This window comes from Clostridium beijerinckii (assembly GCF_008705175.1).
GTDB classification, from domain to species: domain Bacteria; phylum Bacillota; class Clostridia; order Clostridiales; family Clostridiaceae; genus Clostridium; species Clostridium beijerinckii.
The window spans coordinates 5,498,685-5,518,504 of record NZ_CP043998.1 but is presented as its reverse complement, the minus strand read 5'-3'; the positions used below and the strand labels follow the sequence as shown (position 1 = coordinate 5,518,504).

10 protein-coding genes are annotated in these 19,820 nt (G+C 29.9%); 5 read left to right on the top strand and 5 right to left on the bottom strand.

The genetic code is table 11. The features are described from left to right. Positions 1–298 precede the first annotated feature (298 nt). The 3 genes from F3K33_RS24355 to F3K33_RS24345 all read left to right on the top strand — a co-directional run bounded on the left by F3K33_RS24355 (position 299) and on the right by F3K33_RS24345 (position 13,469). Complete coding sequence (locus F3K33_RS24355; RefSeq protein WP_039773679.1) at positions 299–9,544, top strand: glycoside hydrolase family 94 protein; 9,246 nt, start codon at positions 299–301, stop codon at positions 9,542–9,544. Between the two features lie 729 nt (positions 9,545–10,273). Then, entirely contained in the window at positions 10,274–12,391 is a 2,118-nt protein-coding gene (locus tag F3K33_RS24350) for a methyl-accepting chemotaxis protein (RefSeq protein ID WP_039773677.1), read from the top strand. A 217-nt stretch (positions 12,392–12,608) separates the two neighbouring features. Further along, a complete protein-coding gene (locus tag F3K33_RS24345) occupies positions 12,609–13,469 on the top strand; it encodes a YitT family protein (protein ID WP_012060924.1) in 861 nt (286 codons plus the stop codon). A 207-nt stretch (positions 13,470–13,676) separates the two neighbouring features. On the opposite strand, the gene F3K33_RS24340 is transcribed toward F3K33_RS24345, so the two are convergent. From F3K33_RS24340 to F3K33_RS24325, 5 genes are all read right to left on the bottom strand, one after another. Then, positions 13,677–13,943 carry a hypothetical protein gene (locus F3K33_RS24340; RefSeq protein ID WP_039773675.1) on the bottom strand — a complete coding sequence of 89 codons (267 nt, stop codon included), beginning with the start codon at positions 13,941–13,943 and terminating at the stop codon, positions 13,677–13,679. Between the two features lie 66 nt (positions 13,944–14,009). Beyond that, the gene (locus tag F3K33_RS26560) at positions 14,010–14,153 is read right to left on the bottom strand and encodes a hypothetical protein (protein WP_155715590.1); all 144 of its coding nucleotides are present in this window, start codon (positions 14,151–14,153) and stop codon (positions 14,010–14,012) included. A 45-nt stretch (positions 14,154–14,198) separates the two neighbouring features. After that, positions 14,199–14,450, bottom strand: coding sequence for a hypothetical protein (locus F3K33_RS24335; protein WP_039773673.1), 252 nt, complete (start codon positions 14,448–14,450; stop codon positions 14,199–14,201). 388 nt (positions 14,451–14,838) lie between these two features. Further along, positions 14,839–15,060, bottom strand: coding sequence for a hypothetical protein (locus F3K33_RS24330; protein ID WP_039773671.1), 222 nt, complete (start codon positions 15,058–15,060; stop codon positions 14,839–14,841). Positions 15,061–15,080: 20 nt separating this feature from the next. Then, positions 15,081–15,338: a hypothetical protein gene (locus F3K33_RS24325; protein ID WP_039773669.1), complete on the bottom strand. Its 258-nt coding sequence runs from the start codon at positions 15,336–15,338 to the stop codon at positions 15,081–15,083. Between the two features lie 233 nt (positions 15,339–15,571). Between F3K33_RS24325 and F3K33_RS24320 the strand changes: the two genes are divergently transcribed. Continuing rightward, the gene (locus F3K33_RS24320; RefSeq protein WP_039773667.1) at positions 15,572–17,299 is read left to right on the top strand and encodes an N-acetylmuramoyl-L-alanine amidase family protein; all 1,728 of its coding nucleotides are present in this window, start codon (positions 15,572–15,574) and stop codon (positions 17,297–17,299) included. A gap of 1,123 nt (positions 17,300–18,422) precedes the next feature. Further along, on the top strand, positions 18,423–19,724 hold the full coding sequence (locus F3K33_RS24315) for an N-acetylmuramoyl-L-alanine amidase family protein (RefSeq protein ID WP_012060918.1): 1,302 nt from the start codon (positions 18,423–18,425) through the stop codon (positions 19,722–19,724). The last annotated feature ends 96 nt before the right edge of the window (positions 19,725–19,820 follow it).

Sequence of the window (19,820 nt, the reverse complement as noted above, 5' to 3'; positions counted from 1 at the left end):
TAGAATGTAGTTAAATCTTTTATAATTTTTTTATTCCGGCAGATAACATTTGAATTTAAGAATACTTTTTATAATTTTGGTAAAAATATCTCCGTTGGGTAATTGTTATTAATGTTAGGTGTATGAAAGAAAATAATAAATAATGAAAGTTATGTGTTTATATTTAGATAAAAAGTATGATTTCCTCATAGCGAGGTACTTTTGGGAAGTTATATTTATAAAGTATAAAGATAAATAGATTATCATATTAACTTATTGTTTTTTTGAATATACCAATAGTAAGAAGGGAGTTTTTTACTTGAGGAGAAATAATTCTTATGGAGTAAGAAAGAATGTTTTAAAAGAGTTAGCTGATGGATTTTCTTGCATCCATGAAAATTTTAGGTACTTTAGCAAATTATCTAAGAACGGATATAAAGTGCTTGGGGCATCTGAATGGCTTCTTGATAATATATACTTAATAGAAAAAGAGTACAAAGCGATAAAGATTGAGATGCCTATAGATTATTTTCAGGGACTATCTTCTATAGGTAATGTTAATTACAATAGAAATAAAGATAACAATACAAATGAAGATAATGAAAATAGGGAACTTATTCCACGCATTTTTGTAGTGGCAAAGGACTATATAAATAACGGGAATGAGATTGATTGTGATAAACTTATATCATATATAAACGGACTTCAAAGCGATATTGAAAACGGAAATTTTAATAATAAAGAGAAAATTTTCACTACAGGAGAATTGTGGGCATTCCCATTAATGCTTAAAATAGCTATAATAATAAATTTATCTAAGTATACTAATGAACTTGTTGATATTCAAAAAGAAATCATAAGAGGAAGAGACATAGCTGAAAAGATAATAGATGCAATTAATAACAATAAGTTTGAAGAAAAAATAGGAAATATTAATGTTGGGAAAAATATTGGACCTTTATTTTTAAGAGAATTTTTTAGTGTATTAAGAGATAATTCTATAGAAGATCCAAGAATAAATGATCTTGTAGAATCTAAATGGAAAGTAAATTCGGATTTAGATAAAAATAATATTAGAAGTGATTTAAGAGAAGAAGTTTTAGAAAGAAATATTGGAGAATACATAACATTTATTAGAAAGATTGAAGGAATAAGCTGGAGAAGATTCTTTGAAGAAACTTCTTTTGTTGAAAAAATACTTAAAAATGATCCGGCAGATATTTATAATAGCATGGATTTTGAATCTAAGGATTATTATAGGCATAAGCTCGAAAAGATGGCTAGAATATCAAACGCAGACGAAATTACTTTAGCTAGTAATATTCTAGAGCTTGCAAGAAATAGTAAAAATAATAAAGAAGAAAATTATAAACGCCATATTGGATATTACCTAATTGATGAGGGAATAAACGAGTTAAAGAAATATGGAAATAATATAAAAACAACTATATCTGCAAATACGTATGTAGCATGCAATATTTTTGGAACACTCTTAATAAGTTTTCTTATTTTATTAATAAGCAGCTTATTAGGTGTTAGATACACTTTGGTACAGTACGTAATTTCGTTCCTTATAATATTAATTCCAGTGAACGAAATAATAATTGGACTTACGAATTATACTGTGGGTAAAGTTGTTGATATTAGATTAATTCCAAAATTAAATTTTAGTTCAGGAATTCCTAAAGGAAATAAAACTGTGGTTGTAATACCAGCTATAGTAAATTCTAAAGACAAAGTTAAAGAACTTATGAATAAATTAGAAGTAGCATATTGCGGAAATAAGGATAAGAATATTTATTTTGCTTTGCTAAGTGATTTTCATGATTCTGAGCATGAGACTTCTCCGGAAGATGTTGAGATAATTAAATCAGGAGTTCAATATGCTAGAGATTTAAATGAGAAATATTCCGATGACTTTAAAAACGACCAAGGAGTTAGTGAAAATAGATTCTTTTTCTTTAGTAGAAAGAGAATTTATAATAAGAAGCAAAATGTATTCATGGGCAGAGAAAGAAAACGTGGAAAGTTAATGGAATTTATGGCTCTTATTAGAGGTGGTAAGAATCATACTTATAATGTTTTTAGCTCGGATATTCAAGAACTGAAACAAGTTAAGTATCTAATTACATTAGATGAAGATACTTTTATGCCTAGGGAAAGTGCTTTTAAACTTGTAGGGGCTATGAGCCATATTCTTAATATTCCTCATATAAAAGGCAATAGAGTCGCAAGAGGATATGGAATAATGCAGCCTAAGGTGAGCATTAGCCTAGAAGCTAAGAATCAAACTTATTTTTCAAAAGTATTTGGAGGAGAAGAAGGAGTTGATGGATATTCCGTCGCTTATTCTGATACTTATCAAGATTTATTTGGAGAAGGGTCCTTTACTGGTAAAGGAATAATATGTATAGATGAATTTTATAAAGTGTTAAGTAATTCTATAAAAGATGATACAGTCTTAAGTCATGATTTGCTTGAGGGTGGTATTGCAAGATGTGGATTATTAAGTGATGTGGAATTTATTGATGGATATCCAGCATTTTATGAATCTAGCTGCAAAAGATTGCATAGATGGGTTAGAGGTGACTGGCAGCTAATAGGATGGTTATTTTCAAATAAAATAAATTTATTATATAAGTGGAAGATATTTGATAACCTAAGAAGAAGTTTATTAGCACCTAATTTACTTCTTGCTCTTATATTATCTCTCACTGTTTTATTTGGAAGAAGTCAGGTCGCACTTCTCGCCTTCTTAGCTTTAATAACTCCATTAGTATTTGTGGTAACAGATTTTGTTGTAACACCTAAAAATAAATTAATGGGAGCATTTAAAACGCTAGAGCAGATAGTGCTAATAGTAAGCTTTATTCCTTATCAAGCTTTTTTGATGCTTGATGCCATAATAGTAACACTATATAGAGTAATGTTTTCTAAGAAAAATCTTTTAGAATGGCAGTCAGCAGAACTTGTAGAAAAAAACTCAAGGAATAATTTTATTAATTATTTAAAGAGAATGTGGATTGCTCCTATAATGGGTCTGCTTGTACTATACTTATCATTTTATAGTTCGTTAGGAGTAGTTACTTATAGTGTAGTAGTTGCGGCATTATGGATAGTTAGCCCTTATATGGCTTATACCATAAGTATTAAACGTCCAGAACACAAGAAGAATACTTTAAAGAATGAAGAAAAAACTTACTTAAGAAAAATTTCTAGAAGAATATATGCTTATTATGAGGATTTTGTTAATGAAGAAAACAACTACCTAGCTCCAGATAACTATCAGGAGAAGCCATTTAAGGGAGTTGCACATAGAACCTCTCCAACTAATATAGGGATGGGAATTACTTCAAGCATTGCTGCATATGACTTGGGATATATAACTATGGCAGAGTTTGTTGACAGAATAGAACTCATATTAAATAGCATGAAAACTCTTCAAAAGGTTAATGGTCATTATCTAAATTGGTATGATACAAAAACAAAAGAACCTTTATGGCCTAGATATGTATCAACAGTTGATAGTGGAAATCTTCTAGGTAACTTATGGGTACTAAAGAGGTCTATGGAAGAGCTTAAACATAATAAAGTTATAAGAGTAAAAGAAGTTACATCTTTGAATGATATTTACAAAATAATTGAAGATGAAGCCCCTAATTTAAAGCTTAAATTTTCTTCACATATTAATATTGGAGAATATATAAATGTATTAAATGAAATTTCCTTTAAACTTCAAGATTTAAAGGAAACAGAGCAGATAATCAGTCTAAAGCAGAAACTTAAGTCGGAAAATAATAATATGAATAATGAAAATAACTTAAGTGATGAAGAGGAAAACAGTATAGGAGAATTAAAACTTGAGAGTGAAGAAGCAAGATATTGGATTGATAAGCTTATAGGTGAGGTTAGAAAAAAGATTAGCTATTATAATTTCATTTTTGAAGGTATAGAAAAGTTATATAGTAAGGAATTTTTCGAAGGAGTCCCAGATATTGTTGAATTAATCCACAGATGCGAGAATTATAGAAGAAAAAATGGGGATAATTTCAGAGGAAAATTTAGAGAAAAGATAAATAATTTCAAAAATTACATAGATAAAATAGATAATATAATACAAGATATTGATAAAATAACAGAAGAAATGGATTTTACTTTTCTTTATGATAAAACTAGAGGACTATTCTCTATCGGATATAATGTAGAGGAAAATTCTCTTGGAAACTCATATTATGATTTGCTTGCATCTGAGTCAAGAATAGCATCTTTTGTTGCGATAGCTAAAAATGATGTGCCTTCTTCCCATTGGTTTAAGCTAGGACGTTCCATGACTAATGCATTCCATACTCATTCACTAGTATCTTGGAGTGGAACTATGTTTGAGTATTTTATGCCATCATTAATAATGAGGAATTATCCTAAGACATTACTTAGTCAAACTTATAAGTCTGTCATAAAGGCGCAAAAAAGCTTTGCAAAACAAAAGAAGTCTCCTTGGGGAATATCAGAATCTGCATTTTATGAATTTGATGCAGCAGAAAATTATCAATACAAGGCATTTGGAGTGCCTGGACTTGGTCTTAAAAGAGGACTTGAAGATGATCTTGTAATATCGCCATATTCAACATTAATGGCTATTTCTTTTGATAAAGATTCTGGAATTAAAAATCTTAAAGAACTTGAAAAGTTAGGCGCATTAGGAAGATATGGTTTCATAGAAGCTTTAGATTATACTAAAGCTAGGAAAGATAAGTACATAATGACACTTTCTAAAAGTGATCTTCTTGAGCAGAATATTTCAACAAATGGAAAAAATTATACACAAAATGTGGATAAGTATGAGGATTATGTGGATAACTACGAAAAAATAGTGGATAATACACAGGATAAAAATACAAGTTATATGAATGATAAGCATGTTGATAATGTGAATAATGTGGATAAGAATGATGAAATCAGTAGGATTCACATGAATAATGGCGATGAGAGTAATTATGATAACTCAAGTTATCCACAGAAGGTCAATAAAGTTGCAACTTATATGGTACATCATTTAGGAATGTCACTTATGGCTTTGGATAATATTCTATGTAATGATATTTTGATAAATAGATTTCACGATCTTCCTGAGATAAAATCTACAGAACTTTTACTAAAAGAGAAAATTCCACAAAATGTTGTTTTTGAAAGAAATGAAGATTTTTCTGTTAAGAATAGATATTTTGAGGGAGAGGTTTTAATTCCAAGAGTATTTGAAAAAGTGAATCAGGATAGTCCACAAGTATTACTATTAAGCAATGGTGAATATTCATCTATGTTAACAGTAAACGGAAATGGATATTCAAAAAAGAATGATACTATGCTCTATAGATGGAAGGGAAACTCTACAAGTGATGATAGTGGAATGTTCTTCTATGTAAAGAATTTAAATTCAAATGAATATTGGAGTTCAACATTTGAGCCTTGTAAAGATCTTGGAGATAAATATTCAGTTGAGTTTAATTTAGATAAAGCTAAATTTAGTAGAAAAGATGGCAACATTGAAACTTCGATGGAAGTTTCAATATCATCAGAAGAAAATTTTGAAGTTAGAAAATTAACTTTAAATAACAAAGGAGATAAGGGAAGAAGTATTGAAATAACAAGTTACATGGAAGTGACTTTAGCTACATTTAGTGCTGACGTAGTTCACCCAACATTCTCTAATTTATTTGTTCAAACAGAATATGATGAAAAGGAAAGTGTTCTTATAGGAAGCAGAAGAGGTAGAGTTAAGAATGCAAAGATTCCATATATTTTCCATAAAGCGGTTGTTAATGGAGACTTAGAAGGAAGCATTTCATATGAAACTTCAAGAATAAACTTTATAGGAAGAAATAGAGAATTGAAGAATCCAAAAGCTATGGATAATGATAAAGCCTTAGATAATACGGTGGGAACAGTTTTAGATCCTATAATGAGTATAAGAACGAGAATTAGATTAGAGCCTAACTCTAAGAAGGAAATTTATTATATAACTGGAATATGTGAATCAAAAGAACAAATACTTGAAATATGCAGAAATAACAATGACAACAGTAAGCTAGAGAGAGTATTCAAAAATTATAGCATAAGTGCGCAGCTTGAACTAAAGACTTTAGGAATAAGAAGTGCCATAGCCAATATATTCCAAAGCGCTGCAAGCTCAATTTTCTTTCTAACTAACACTAGAAAAAATAGAGAAGAATATATTAGGAATATTTCAAGACATCAAAAGGATTTATGGGCATATGGAATCTCAGGAGATTTACCTATTATAATGTTATCTATAGAAAATGAGGAAGACATAAATTTAGTATATACTATGGTAAAATTCCACAATTACTTAAGAATTAAGGGAGTTAAGTTAGATTTAATTATATATAATAATGAAGAAGTTTCTTATGATGAACCACTTCAAAAAAACATAATGGAAGTAATAAGGTCATCCAATGTAGGTAATTACTTAAATAAAGCGGGTGGAATATTTATTAACAATAAGGCAACCATGGACGCTGAAATTAAGGATTTACTAATAGGAATTTCTAGAGTATATGTAGATAAGAATAATCCATTAAGTTCATATGCATATAATGAAAAGAATTTTAATAGATATGTGGACTTAGATGATGAAGGATTAGATTCGCGTATAGCTTTAAGAAATAATTCAAGGTTTAAGGATAAATATAAGGATGAAAATACTAACCAAGATACAGATGGTGAAAACATACCTTATGAAGTATATGATAATGATGAAGAAGTAATTAATATTCATGACTTGATAAAGAATATTAATGAGCCAGAAGATCAAGATGATATTGAAGATTTAGAAATAGATAAGAAATCTAATCAAAGTAAGAAGGAAAGAGAGTTAGTTTATAACTCGGAAATTTCAACTTTAGTTGATTTAGATTTGGATGTATCAAAAGATTCTAATAATTATGGTAAAGAAGCGGATGAAGATCCTGATGTAAGTGATTTAGATTTCTTTAATGGTTATGGTGGATTTTGTAAGAAAGATAATAGTTATATAATAAAACTATCTAATTATAGAAATACACCAGCACCTTGGATTAATGTTATTTCAAATGATGACTTCGGATTTCATATATCAGAAGTAGGATCAGGATATACTTGGTGTGGAAATTCTAGAGAAAATAAAATAACGCCTTGGAGCAATGATTATATTAGAGATCCTATAGGAGAAGCATTATATATTAAAGATAATGACTCTGGTAAGTATTTTTCAATAACACCAAAACCCGTAAGAGATTCAGGTGATTACTTAATAAAACATAGCTTTGGATACTCTGAATACAGACATACAGCATATAATATAAAAGGAAAATTAGAAATTTTTGCTCCTAAAAATGAAAGATTAAAAATTCAGAGGGTTACGCTAGAAAACTTAAGTAATGAGGATAGAAGTGTTTCGCTATTCTACTATGCAAAACTTGTTTTGGGTGTTTATGAGTATGATAGTTCAAGATATATCTCAACATATATAGGTGGAAATGAATCAAACTACAAAGAAACAATGGATGTAGTAAATAGAAGCAGCATTAAAAATAGTAATGAAGATTTTACATTCAAAAATAAATTTATAGGTGCTCATAATCCATACAGTGAATACTTTGGAAAATTAAATGCTTACTTAACCATTATAGGTGGGAAAGAATTGAGTTTTACTGGAGACAATAAAGAGTTTTTAGGTATTGGAGGAGAAACTTTTAGTCCTGAGGCTCTAAAACATAATAGATTAAGCAATAAGTCTGGTGGCATCTATGACCCTTGTTTAGCCGCACAAACAAGTGTTATGTTAAGAAAAGGTGAAAAAAAGGAGCTGCTAATCCTATTTGGTCAAGATGAAAAAGAAAAAATAGATGAATTAATAAGTAAATACAAGATTTTTGGAAATGCAGAAAATGAATTAGATAAAGTAAAACAATATTGGAGCAATTTCCTAGGAAATATACAAGTTAAGACACCAGATAAGTCATTAGATTATCTTTTGAATGGATGGCTTTTATATCAAACTTTAAGTTGTAGATATTTAAGCAGAAGTGCATTTTATCAAAGTGGTGGTGCTTATGGATTCAGAGATCAGCTTCAAGATTCTATGTCACTTGGGTTTGTAAATCCAGAAATAACAAAGGCGCAAATACTAAGAAGTGCTTCAAGACAGTACGTAGAAGGCGATGTTCAACACTGGTGGCATCCTGTTGTTAATTCAGGAATAAGAACTAGATTTAGTGATGATTTATTATGGCTTCCTTATGTAACTGCCGAATATATTAATTCTACAGGAGATTACGAAATTTTAAATGCTAGTGCTCCGTACTTAGAAGATGAACCTTTAAGAGAAGGTGAAGATGAAAGATATACAATAGTAAATCAATCATCAAAAGAAGGAACTATATATGAACATTGTTTAAAAGCTATAGAAAAGAGCTTGAAGTTTGGTATTCATAATATTCCTTTAATGGGTAGTGGAGACTGGAATGATGGAATGAGTACTGTTGGAAACGAAGGAAAAGGAGAAAGCGTATGGCTTGGCTGGTTCCTATATTCAATATTAGAAAGCTTTATTGAAATTGCAGGTAAACAAAACGATAAGAAAACAAAAGAACATTTTGAAGAAAGAAGAGAGTTTATACGAGATAATCTAGAGAAAAACGCTTGGGATGGCGGCTGGTATAGAAGAGCATACTTTGATGATGGTACACCTCTTGGTTCAAGAGAAAATCCAGAATGCAGAATTGACTCGTTGGCTCAAAGCTGGGCAATTATATCAGGTGCAGGACAGAAGGAACGTAGTATTGAAGCAATGGAAGCCGTGGATAATAACCTTGTAAAGAAAGATAAGGGAATGATCTTATTGCTTGCACCACCATTTAGTAATTCTAAGTTAGAACCAGGTTACATAAAAGGATATGTGCCAGGTGTAAGAGAAAATGGAGGTCAATATACTCATGCTGCAGTTTGGGTTATACTTGCTTTAACCAAACTTGGGCTTGGTGATAAGGCGGTAAACTACTTTAATATGATAAATCCTATAAATCATGCAAAAACAGAGTTAGAGTGTATGACATATAAAGTAGAACCTTATGTAATGGCAGCGGACGTGTATATAAAAGAGCCTCACGCAGGAAGAGGAGGCTGGAGCTGGTATACAGGAGCTTCAGGATGGATGTACAGAGTTGGCGTTGAAAATATCTTGGGACTTAGAAAGGTTCAAGATAAAGGATATGCTATAAATCCTTGTATACCAAAAGCTTGGAACGAATTTGAAATAAAGATTACAAATGAAAAAGAAGATTACACTATAAAAGTATCTAGAGCAAATAATGAAAATGGATTAAACGTAAATACTAAGAATAATGAGCAAAATAATAATTATCAAAGTGATGTAACATCCATACCTTATAGCTCAGAAAATAGTGATAATCAAGTTGTTACAAAGGTAGTTGTAAATGGAGAAGTAATGAAAGATAACTTAATTCCAAGAAACAGCGGTAAGCTAGAAGTTTTTGTATACTTAAAATGAGTATATAGATAAAACGAATATAATCTATACTTATGCGTATGCCTCACCGAAATGAATAATATACTTTTGTTCCAGTTTCGAGGTAATTGTGATGGGTGATTCCAAGGCTATAAAGTTGCACCCAAAGTGCTAGCCTCAAATAACAAGCGCTCACAGAGAAAGTTCGAAGAACGAAATGTGAAATTTCGATTCTCACTTTTTGAACTAGCACATTTGGAATAGTTCAACCTTCCACTTAGAACTATCCAGCGAAAATTTCACTAGTCCGCTGGAACAAATTTGTATCTAATTTCGGTTTTCCCACACATAAATTTAAGCTGTATAAGATGATTTTATAATTATCTTATACAGCTTTTTGGCTTTAAGAGAAGTATATAGATTTTGAGTTATAAAGCGAAATTATTTAAATGACTTAAGCTGTATGAAAAATTCAAAGTGTTACCATGAAATTGTTATTACGTATCCGCAGTAAATCTATTCATAAAATTAAGTCTAAGACTAACTTTTCTTTAGAATTTTATTAAATATGTAGTTTATTATATAAAAAACATTATAAATGTTGATAATAGCTAGTAATATGTTATAATTTATCAATAATGCATGAAAAATAAGCATAACTTGTAAAAGAATAAGTAAATTTATTGTAATAAACATAATTTTTATAGTGTAAAAAATAATTCTAAAACTACTACTTATTTTATAAAAAATATTGATAAGGGGAGAAAATAAATGGGATTGATTAGAAAACAATATGAAAAGACAATGGACAAGCAAACAAATAATAAAGATAAAAATAGCTCTGTGAAAATAAAGAGCATAAAAAGCGAACTCCTAATCACAATGCTATCAATATCCGTTGTACTGACTCTTGGAATTATTTTATGTGTAAGCACTATTTTATCGAAATATTATGATAATGAAATAAATAGTAAGAACGAAATGTTATCTAAGCTTATATCAAAAAATGTTTCTTCTTTTATGGATACGGCGTATAAAGTGACAGAAGATCTAGCATATAATTCAGAAGTAAGAGAAGGAAGTAAAGATACAAAGGAAAAAGTACTTAAAGAAACTAAAGACAGAAATCCATATTTTGAATTATTATATATGCAGGATGAAAAAGGAATGCAGACTGGGAGATCATCAGGGGATCTTGCTGATAGATCAGACAGATGGTGGTTTTCACAAGCAAAAAGCTCTTTATCATCATTTGTATCAAAGTCTTATTATTCTGCTTCTTCTAAGAATCCAGTAACTTCAATATTTGTTCCTTTGGTTGAAGATAATAAGTTTGTTGGAGTAATGGGGTCTGATATTAATTTAGAAAAATTGCAGGAAGTAGTAAGTGAATATTCAGATGAAGCATCAGGAAGATATTCTTTCATAATAGATGGAGAGGGTGTTGTTGTTGCACACCCTAATACCGAAGTGATTGAGGAATTATATAATTATAAAAACCAAACTAGAACAACTGGAGTCAAAGAGGGAAATCCTAAGGAAGAGCCGATAGAAGTATCAGATGGACTAAAAGAAATCATAGCTCAGTTAATGGCTGGAAATGATGGTAGCACTAAATATAAAGAAAATGGTCAAAATTACTATGCATCTTATACGAACATAAAATTAGATGGAAATTCACTTAATTGGTCAGTTATAACAGTTCAAAAGGAATCTAGTGCAAAGGCTATTATAAATAACATAACAGAAATCTCATTAATCGCAGGCTTAATAATATTACTTGCAGCAGCTGCAGTAATCATGTATGTGTCGAAAAGAATTTCAATGCCTATAATAGAAATATCAAACTTATTATCTATAGCATCAACTGGTGATTTTACAGTAAAATCTTCTACTAGAGCGAAAAATGAAATTAAATTATTAGGTGAAAGCTTCAATGAGATGATGAGCAAGGTTTCTGCTTTATTAATCGAAACAAAAGATTTGACTCATGATATGAAAGAGAGTTCTGCAATTTTAGCTGAAAAGTCTCAGGAAACAACTAATGTGGCAAGAGATATAAATATTACATCACAAGAAATAGCGCAAGGAGCATCTAATCAAGCTAGTGGAGCAGAAGAGAGTGCAAGACTTGGAGAAGACATGAGGGGAGAATTTAATCAGTTAGAGGAAAAGACTAATCTAATGATTAATGAATCAATCAATTCATCTAAAGCAATTGCAAATGGAATTAACAAGGTTCAAGATTTAAAAGAAAAGGCACAAACAACAATTTCCATTGTAGAAAAAACTCAAGGAAATATAGAAAGTTTAAGTGATAAATCTAAGAATATAGAAAATATACTTGGAGTTTTAAAGGGGATTGCAGAGCAGACTCAGTTACTCGCGCTAAATGCATCTATAGAAGCGGCAAGAGCAGGAGAAGCTGGCAAAGGTTTTGCGGTAGTTGCAACAGAGATTCAAAAATTATCACAAAATTCAGCAGTATCAACTAAAAATATAGCAGAGATAATTTTAAATATAAAGCAAGATATATTAAGCAGTGTAAGTGATATGAAAAAAGTAAAAGAAGTATCCATGGATCAATTTGTTTCAGTAAACGAAGTGAATGAAGCCTTTAATAGTATTACGCAGGCAACTGATACAATAACAACTGCAATAGATTATATGGGAAGCTTTGTTGAAGAAATGAATGACAAAAATGAACAAGTAGTAAATTCAATAAATAATATTGCGGCAATATCAGAAGAAACAGCAGCATGTTCACAGGAAGTAACGGCATCAATTCAAACTCAAACGGAAGCTATTTTAGAAGTATCACAGGAAGTGGAAAAACTGAAAGAAAAAGCTGAACGTTTAGAAATGGAAGTTGATAAGTTTAAAATTTAATAAATTCTCAATGTAAATAGATATCATGTTACTATTCTGGTAGTAATATTGATATTTATTTGCTATATCACATAAATTATTAATAATTACTTGATAAATAGTAAAAACTTTTTGTAGAAACTGTAAAAAATCTGTTGAAAATACTAAAGATTGAATATAGAATAATATCTGAAAAATGAAATGAAACCCAAATAACCATTTTGCAAGGAGTATACAAATGAGTTTATATTATAAGTTGAAGCATAATATAGTTGATGTGTTTTTCATATTTTTAGGCTGCATGATTGCATCGTTAGGGGTAAATCTATTTTTAGTACATGCAAAACTTTTAAGTGGTGGTGCCACTGGTATTGCACTGATTTTAGAGTACACTCTTAAAGTTCCATCTGGAGTAGTAATCTTAATAATTAATCTACCACTACTTGTATTGAGTTATAAAAAACTCGATAGATCATTTACGATTTATACAACAATAGGGATGCTTAGTCTTTCAGCTTCTCTGCTTATAACAAAACCACTTTCACGCCTAATTGATATGAATGGTGATTTACTTATCTTTTGTATATATGGTGGGGTTTTATGTGGTATTGGCTATGGAATGGTATTTTTAAGACATGGTTCCACAGGAGGAACAGATATTATAACCATGCTTATTAGAAAAAAATATTCGAATTTTAATATAGGAAGTTTGGGATTTTCTCTAAACTTGATAATAGTTATTATAGGAGCATTAATATTTGGTATTCCACAAGCATTGTATACTCTTATTTCTTTGTTTATTCAAAGTACAGTTCTTGACAGAGTATTAAAAGGATTTAGCAGTAAAAAACTTCTTCTGATTCTAACAAGAAAAGAAAAAGAAATTATTGATTATGTAATAAAAGATCTTAACCGTGGAGTTACATCTTTGTTCGCGGAAGGTGAGTATACTCATGATAAAAAGAAAATGCTTTACTGTATTGTAAGCTCACACCAAATGGTTGAACTAAAAAGTATTGTGCATCAGATAGATCCAGGAGCTTTTATAACAATTATTGATATATCTGAAGTTAGAGGTAAGGGCTTTTTGACAATTTAAAATAGGTTAAAAATATGAAAGTCCACCATAAAAATTTAATTTATGGTGGACTTTTTGGAAATAAGCACTAAATTAAAATGATAAACTTTAGTGCCTGAGTATTATGGGGTACGAATATTATTCTTACCAACAGCGGGAAATTTATTCAAAAATATATTAAATTTTTTGCAGTCCTTATAGTTGGATTTATTATAAGTATTTATATAACTAATCATCTCCATCTATTTCATAATTATCGGGAGAAAGCATATCTTGTGTGTAATCAAATTCTTGACTAGCTATATTATTTACAACAATAGGGTCAACTGCTGGATTAGGCATATTTATAGGAAAATCCACGCCAGTTGCACTTTCAACATCATCTCTGCTTGGATGATAATTAGTTCTCATTTTTGGCAAGTAGGAATTAGTAAAGTCTTTTTTACTACCATCTCTCACATCGGAAGTATGAGATACTTTCTTTTCTTTACTCATATAAAATCACTCCTAACTTAATTACTTTTATTATATAGATTCGTGTTGCAATATCTTTGCTTAAGCTTAAGAATTTCTTTTTTGTGAATCAGTGTTCTCGTTATCATTTTTATTACCAGAGTTTTTAGATTCTGGTGAAAAAATATAACTTAAATCTGGAGCAGGAACATCTTCTGGAGTTGGAACATATGGATATTTACCTTTACTCATATAGAATCACTCCTAATCTTATTAAACTATCTTATCTTAATTTATTTATATTAAATCACTATATTTAGATTCATCAGAGTCGCCGTCAGCATTTAGATCAATAAGCTCTGTATCTAGATTAGTTCTAGATATATTTGCATTATTTAAACTTTTAGCATTTCTTTCACCTGAATCAGCAGTCTTTCGTACATTTTTAGAATCAGAAGCCCTTGATTTTGATGAATTTTCCTTACTATACTCTTCCATTGGATAATCATCGCCAGGGTTTATGCTAAATGGAATTTTTGATTGACTCATAAAAATCACTCCTATCTTTTGTTCAATATTATTTACAATATAAATATAGATTTAGAACAGATTTTGACTTGTTATAGATAAGCCAATTATAAGCTGGATTTATACTATGAAATATATCCCAAATAGAAATGGGTAATATACTTTTGTGGAATGTTTCATTGGTAATTTTGATGGATTTGATTCTTTGGCTATAAGTTGTTCCAAATGTGCTAGTTCAAAGCTTGTTCTTTGAGGCTAGAACTTTGGGTGCAACTTTATAGCCTTAGAATCACCCATCAGAATTACCTAGAAACTGGAACAAAAGTATATTATTCATTTCGGCGAGTTATATGCATAAGTTCAGGTCTTAGTTGGGTTATCTATATAGATAAAGTTATATTCATGCTATTTATATTAGTGATTTTGGTTTGACTGGTTCAGGATGTTCCAATCCATTAGCATTTTCAATACTTTTTTCACTTGGAGCATGGTCGGCTTTTGAATCCGGAAGATACATACTTTTTATTTTTTTTAGTTCAGAATCATTTGGGTCTGATGGATGTGAATCAGTTAATTCTTCTTCAGAATAATATTTTTCATTTTCATTAGATGACATTTTTTCTTTACTCATTAATAATCACTCCTAACTTCTCAAATATTATGATTTTTATATTCAAAAGCATCTTCATAATTCATAGCAACAGGTCCTGTTACTGGATGCGGTTTAGAAGATGTTGAACTCGTTATATTTTTATTAGGACCGTCAGTCGAAAGGGGATTTAAACTTCTAGTTGGTGCAATGTTATCTCGTCCTTCTTGCCTATTAGAAGATTCAAGCCTTGTACCAGATAACTTTTCAACATCATAATCTCCTGGAGTAGGATTATATGGTGTTCTTTCTTTGCTCATTGTAATCACTCCTCACGTATTAAATTTTGAAATTTATTTATAGTACATAATGTCTAAAATTTTGCGATAACTAAAGTAAATAAAACTTAGTTATATCTTATTATCTGAAAAAAGAGTCGTATTAATGCTAGAAATATTTAGATTTTATATAAAAAACATGGTAAAATTATGTTAAGTGATTTTTTTTTGTTATTTTTAAAAAATTCACTTTATAATGGATGAGGAGGAATTTTATGAATAAAAATATAAAAAGAATAATTGCGATCACAGTTGCTGTCAATACAATTTCAACAATTTCACCTACGACATTAAATACATATTTTGTAGGAGCAAAACCTGTTTATGCGTCTTCATATTCTCCAGACGATGAACAATTAAAAACTCTAAAGATAAAATCTTTAGATGGAGAAACTCTTGATTTGCGTGATGGGTATAATGGAGATACAGTAAAATTAAGCGATGAAACAGAATACTATACAAAGCTTACTGATAATAGTGATGGAATTAAGATAACGGCTGACGCTGAAGGTGATGATTATGTAGTTAAGATTTTTACATCTGATGCAGAAAATGCTACAGCTTATGATCCAGGAGATGAAATCTTACTTGGAAAAGGTGATACAACTTTATATATAAGAACTTATAAGTCTAAATCAGAATTTAATAAAGTAAAGAATAATGTATCAAATTGTAAAGAAGAATATACGCTAAATGTAAGAAAGACTAAAGAAAGTTCTTATGAGGATGATTCTCAAGATTCGATATATTTAGATAAGATTGATTTAAGCAAAGGAAATATAGATTTCTTAAAAGGGAAAACAAGCTATGATATAAAAGTTGATGAAAATGTTGATAGTATGTGGATTAAAGCAATTCCTGAGAGTAATAGCGACAGAGTCAGAGTAGATGGATCTTTAGTAGATTCTAGCGATAATTATAAAAAAACTGTATCTTTAGATAAAGGTAAAAATGAGATTAAAATAAAAGTTACAGATAGTAAGGATAATCAAAGAACATATACATTAAATGTTACTAGAGGAGACGATTCTGATAACGAAGATGATATATACTTAGATCATATAACTTTAAGTGAAGGCGATATTGACTTTTCTAAAGATGATAATTCATACAACGTTGATTTAGATGAGTCTGTAAGTAAAATAACTATAGGTGCAGAGCCAGAAGATAGCGATTATTCAGTTACAATTGATGGAGATGAAGTAAGATCAAGTGATGACTATGAAAAAAAAGTATCATTGGATAAAGGGAAAAATGTCATAAAGGTAAATGTTGAAGATGAGTTAAATGATAAAAAGAGAACTTATACTTTGACTATAAATAGAGGTAAGGAAGCAGATGATAGCAAGGACAATAATACTGGGGATACATCTGATAAAAAATCTCAATGGGTTCAAACCGATGATGGTTGGAAGTATTATGATGAAAATGGAAAAGTATTAAAAAGTTCATGGCTTTATGATAAAGATCAAAAAGTATACTGTTACTTAGATAAAGATGGTCTAAGAGTTACAGGCTGGCATAAAGATAATGAAAAATGGTACTTGCTAGATAGTAAGGGAGCAATGCTTACAGGTTGGCAAAAAGATAATGAAAAGTGGTATTTATTGGGATCTGACGGAGCAATGCTTACAGGCTGGCATAAAGAAACAGTAGATGATCAAAAAAAGAACACTGATGCATCAACTAATTCAGGAGATAATGATACTAAAAAAGTTGATAATTGGTATTATTTAAATCAAGATGGATCAATGAGGACAGGCTGGTTATCAGATGGTGGAAAGTGGTACTTCTTTAATGCAGATGGAACAATGCAAAAAGGATGGTTAATTGACTATAATTCAAAATACTATTTAACTGAAGATGGTAGCATGGCAACTGGAACAAGAACTATTAATGGAAAAGAGTATAAATTCAATAATAGTGGAGCTTTAATACTTTAGGAAAATATTATGAACATTAATTTAATTGTACGTTTAATTTATTTTATTAGATTAAATTATAGATGAGACAAGTGAGACTTGAATTTATGACATAGTTCGCCGAAATAAGGATTATGCTGTTGTTTCAGTTTCTAAGGAAATTATGATGGATGATTCTAAGATCACAAGTTGCATCCAAGATGCTAGCCTCAAAGGCGAGCTTTGAACTAGCATACTTGGAACAACTTTTAATCTAAGAATCAAAACCATCAAATTCCTAATGAAACATTTCACAAAAGCATAATTCTTATTTCTAGTTGGGATATATTTCATAGTATAAGTCTAGCTTATAATTGGATATAGATACCCACGCTCGAAAGTAGACTTATACAATTATCTAAACTTAGCAAATTCAATAGCTTAATTAAGTGTATAAGTTAATATACGCCTCTGTTTATCTATATTTGTAATCACAAGGGTCATACTATGGAGAAAACATTTGAAAATGAGCTGTTAAAGGTTCTTAGTTGCAGGTTGTTCCATTTTATTTTGGGTTCTCGAACTTCCTCAGCGAATGTAATGAGTTGAGCTTCAATAGGAAAGTTGGAGCATGCTAAAGTGTGTGCAACCTGCTGCTTAGATCTTCAACGATATTTTCATAGCTTTTCGGAATCAAAATATTTATGATTTCGGTAAGTTATCACATAAATCTAGTTTTAAAGATATTTATCTATACTAGTAACTAAACAAGAACTCGCTTTATTCTTATAAGTGGGTTCTTATTTTTATAAATTAAATGATTATCTAAACAAAGATAAAATTAAGTTTTCAATCACTAATATATATAATGCAAAAATAATTCTTCATCATAAGTCTGAAAATGTTGCAAGAATTTTATTAGAAATTTTGAAATGTGCATTGTGAATTGTAACATATATAAGTTAATTATTTATAAAAAATTAATATTTATATAATAGAATTTTTAGAACTATGTAGTATACTTGGAATAGTATAGGATTATAGTTCTATATTTATAATTAAATTAAGTTATGTTATTATAACTATATAATGTTTATTTATATAATAAGTAAGTTATGTAAAAGTAAATAGATTAATTTTATAAATAAAAATAGGGAGGAAGTTTATGCATAAAAAAATTAAATATATAATTGCAGCAACTCTTGTGGTTGCAGCTGTTTCAGGATTTGCACCAAGTAACAATTTTCTATTAGGAAGCGTTGAAGCTTATGCATCAACATATAATGATGCTAGTAATGGAGAATTAAAATCGTTAGATTTGACTTGGGGTAGCGGAAGCAAAATTAAATTGCTTGATAGTTATTCTGGAGATGAAGTAGATTTGTCAAGCGATACTGACTATTATGTGCAGCTTAAAGGTGTGAGTGACTTTAATGTAGCTGCAGAAGTAAAAGGAAGCGGATATGTAGTTAAGATGTTCACTTCATCAAGCAGATCAGAAAAAGGTGAAGATGTTGGACAAGATGTTAATATCGGCTCAGGCTATAAAGATATTTATTTAAGAACATATAAGAGTGAGGAAGCATATAAGGAAGCTTATAATGACGGAGATGTAAGTGATTGTGAAAAGACTTATATTATTCATGCAAGAAAAGAAAGTAGTACATCAGAAGCAGAAGAAGATAGAGAATATGCTTATTTAGATGGAATTTACTTAAGTGATGGAAGTGTTGATTTTTCCAAAAATAAAACTTCTTATGATGTGAATGTTGGTGAAGATGTTGATAAATTAACTGTTAGAGCTAACCCTGACGATGATGATGATTATATAGAAATTAACGGAAACTCAGTATATGAAGATGACAATTTCGAAAAGACAGTTAATTTAGATAAAGGAAATAATACTATAACAATATATGTTGAGCATGAGGATGAAGATACAACTTATACTTTGAATGTATATAGGGGTAAATCAGCAAATAAAACTGATTCTTCAAACGGCCAAAACTTTGCAATTCAAACTCAAGAAGGCAGCCTTAATGCATGGCAAAGAGTAGATGGAAAATGGAGATATGTAGATGGTACAGGCTCAGTTTTAAAAAATAAGTGGTGGTTTGATAAGGATACTGGAAAGAATTATTATTTAGGACAAGATGGCTTTAGAACTACAGGATGGTTTAGTGATAATAACAACTGGTATTATTTCAACGAGAACGGTGAAATGCAGACCGGATGGGTAAATACAAATAAAAATTGGTATTATCTAAATAAAAGTGGAGCTATGCAAATGGGATGGTTAGAAGATTCAACTGGAAACTGGTACTACCTTGATGGTAGTGGAGCTATGGAGACAGGATGGATTGAAGATTCAAACGGGAAATGGTATTACTTAGATTCTACAGGTAAAATGATAAAAGATTCTGCAATAGGTGCATATAAATTAGGCACGGATGGAGAATTAGAATAATAATACTTCTGTAAATAAATTGTAAACTTGTGTGTGTCAAGTGCACAATAATGAATTAAGTGGTAAAATAATCATAATATGTAATTAAAGCACAAT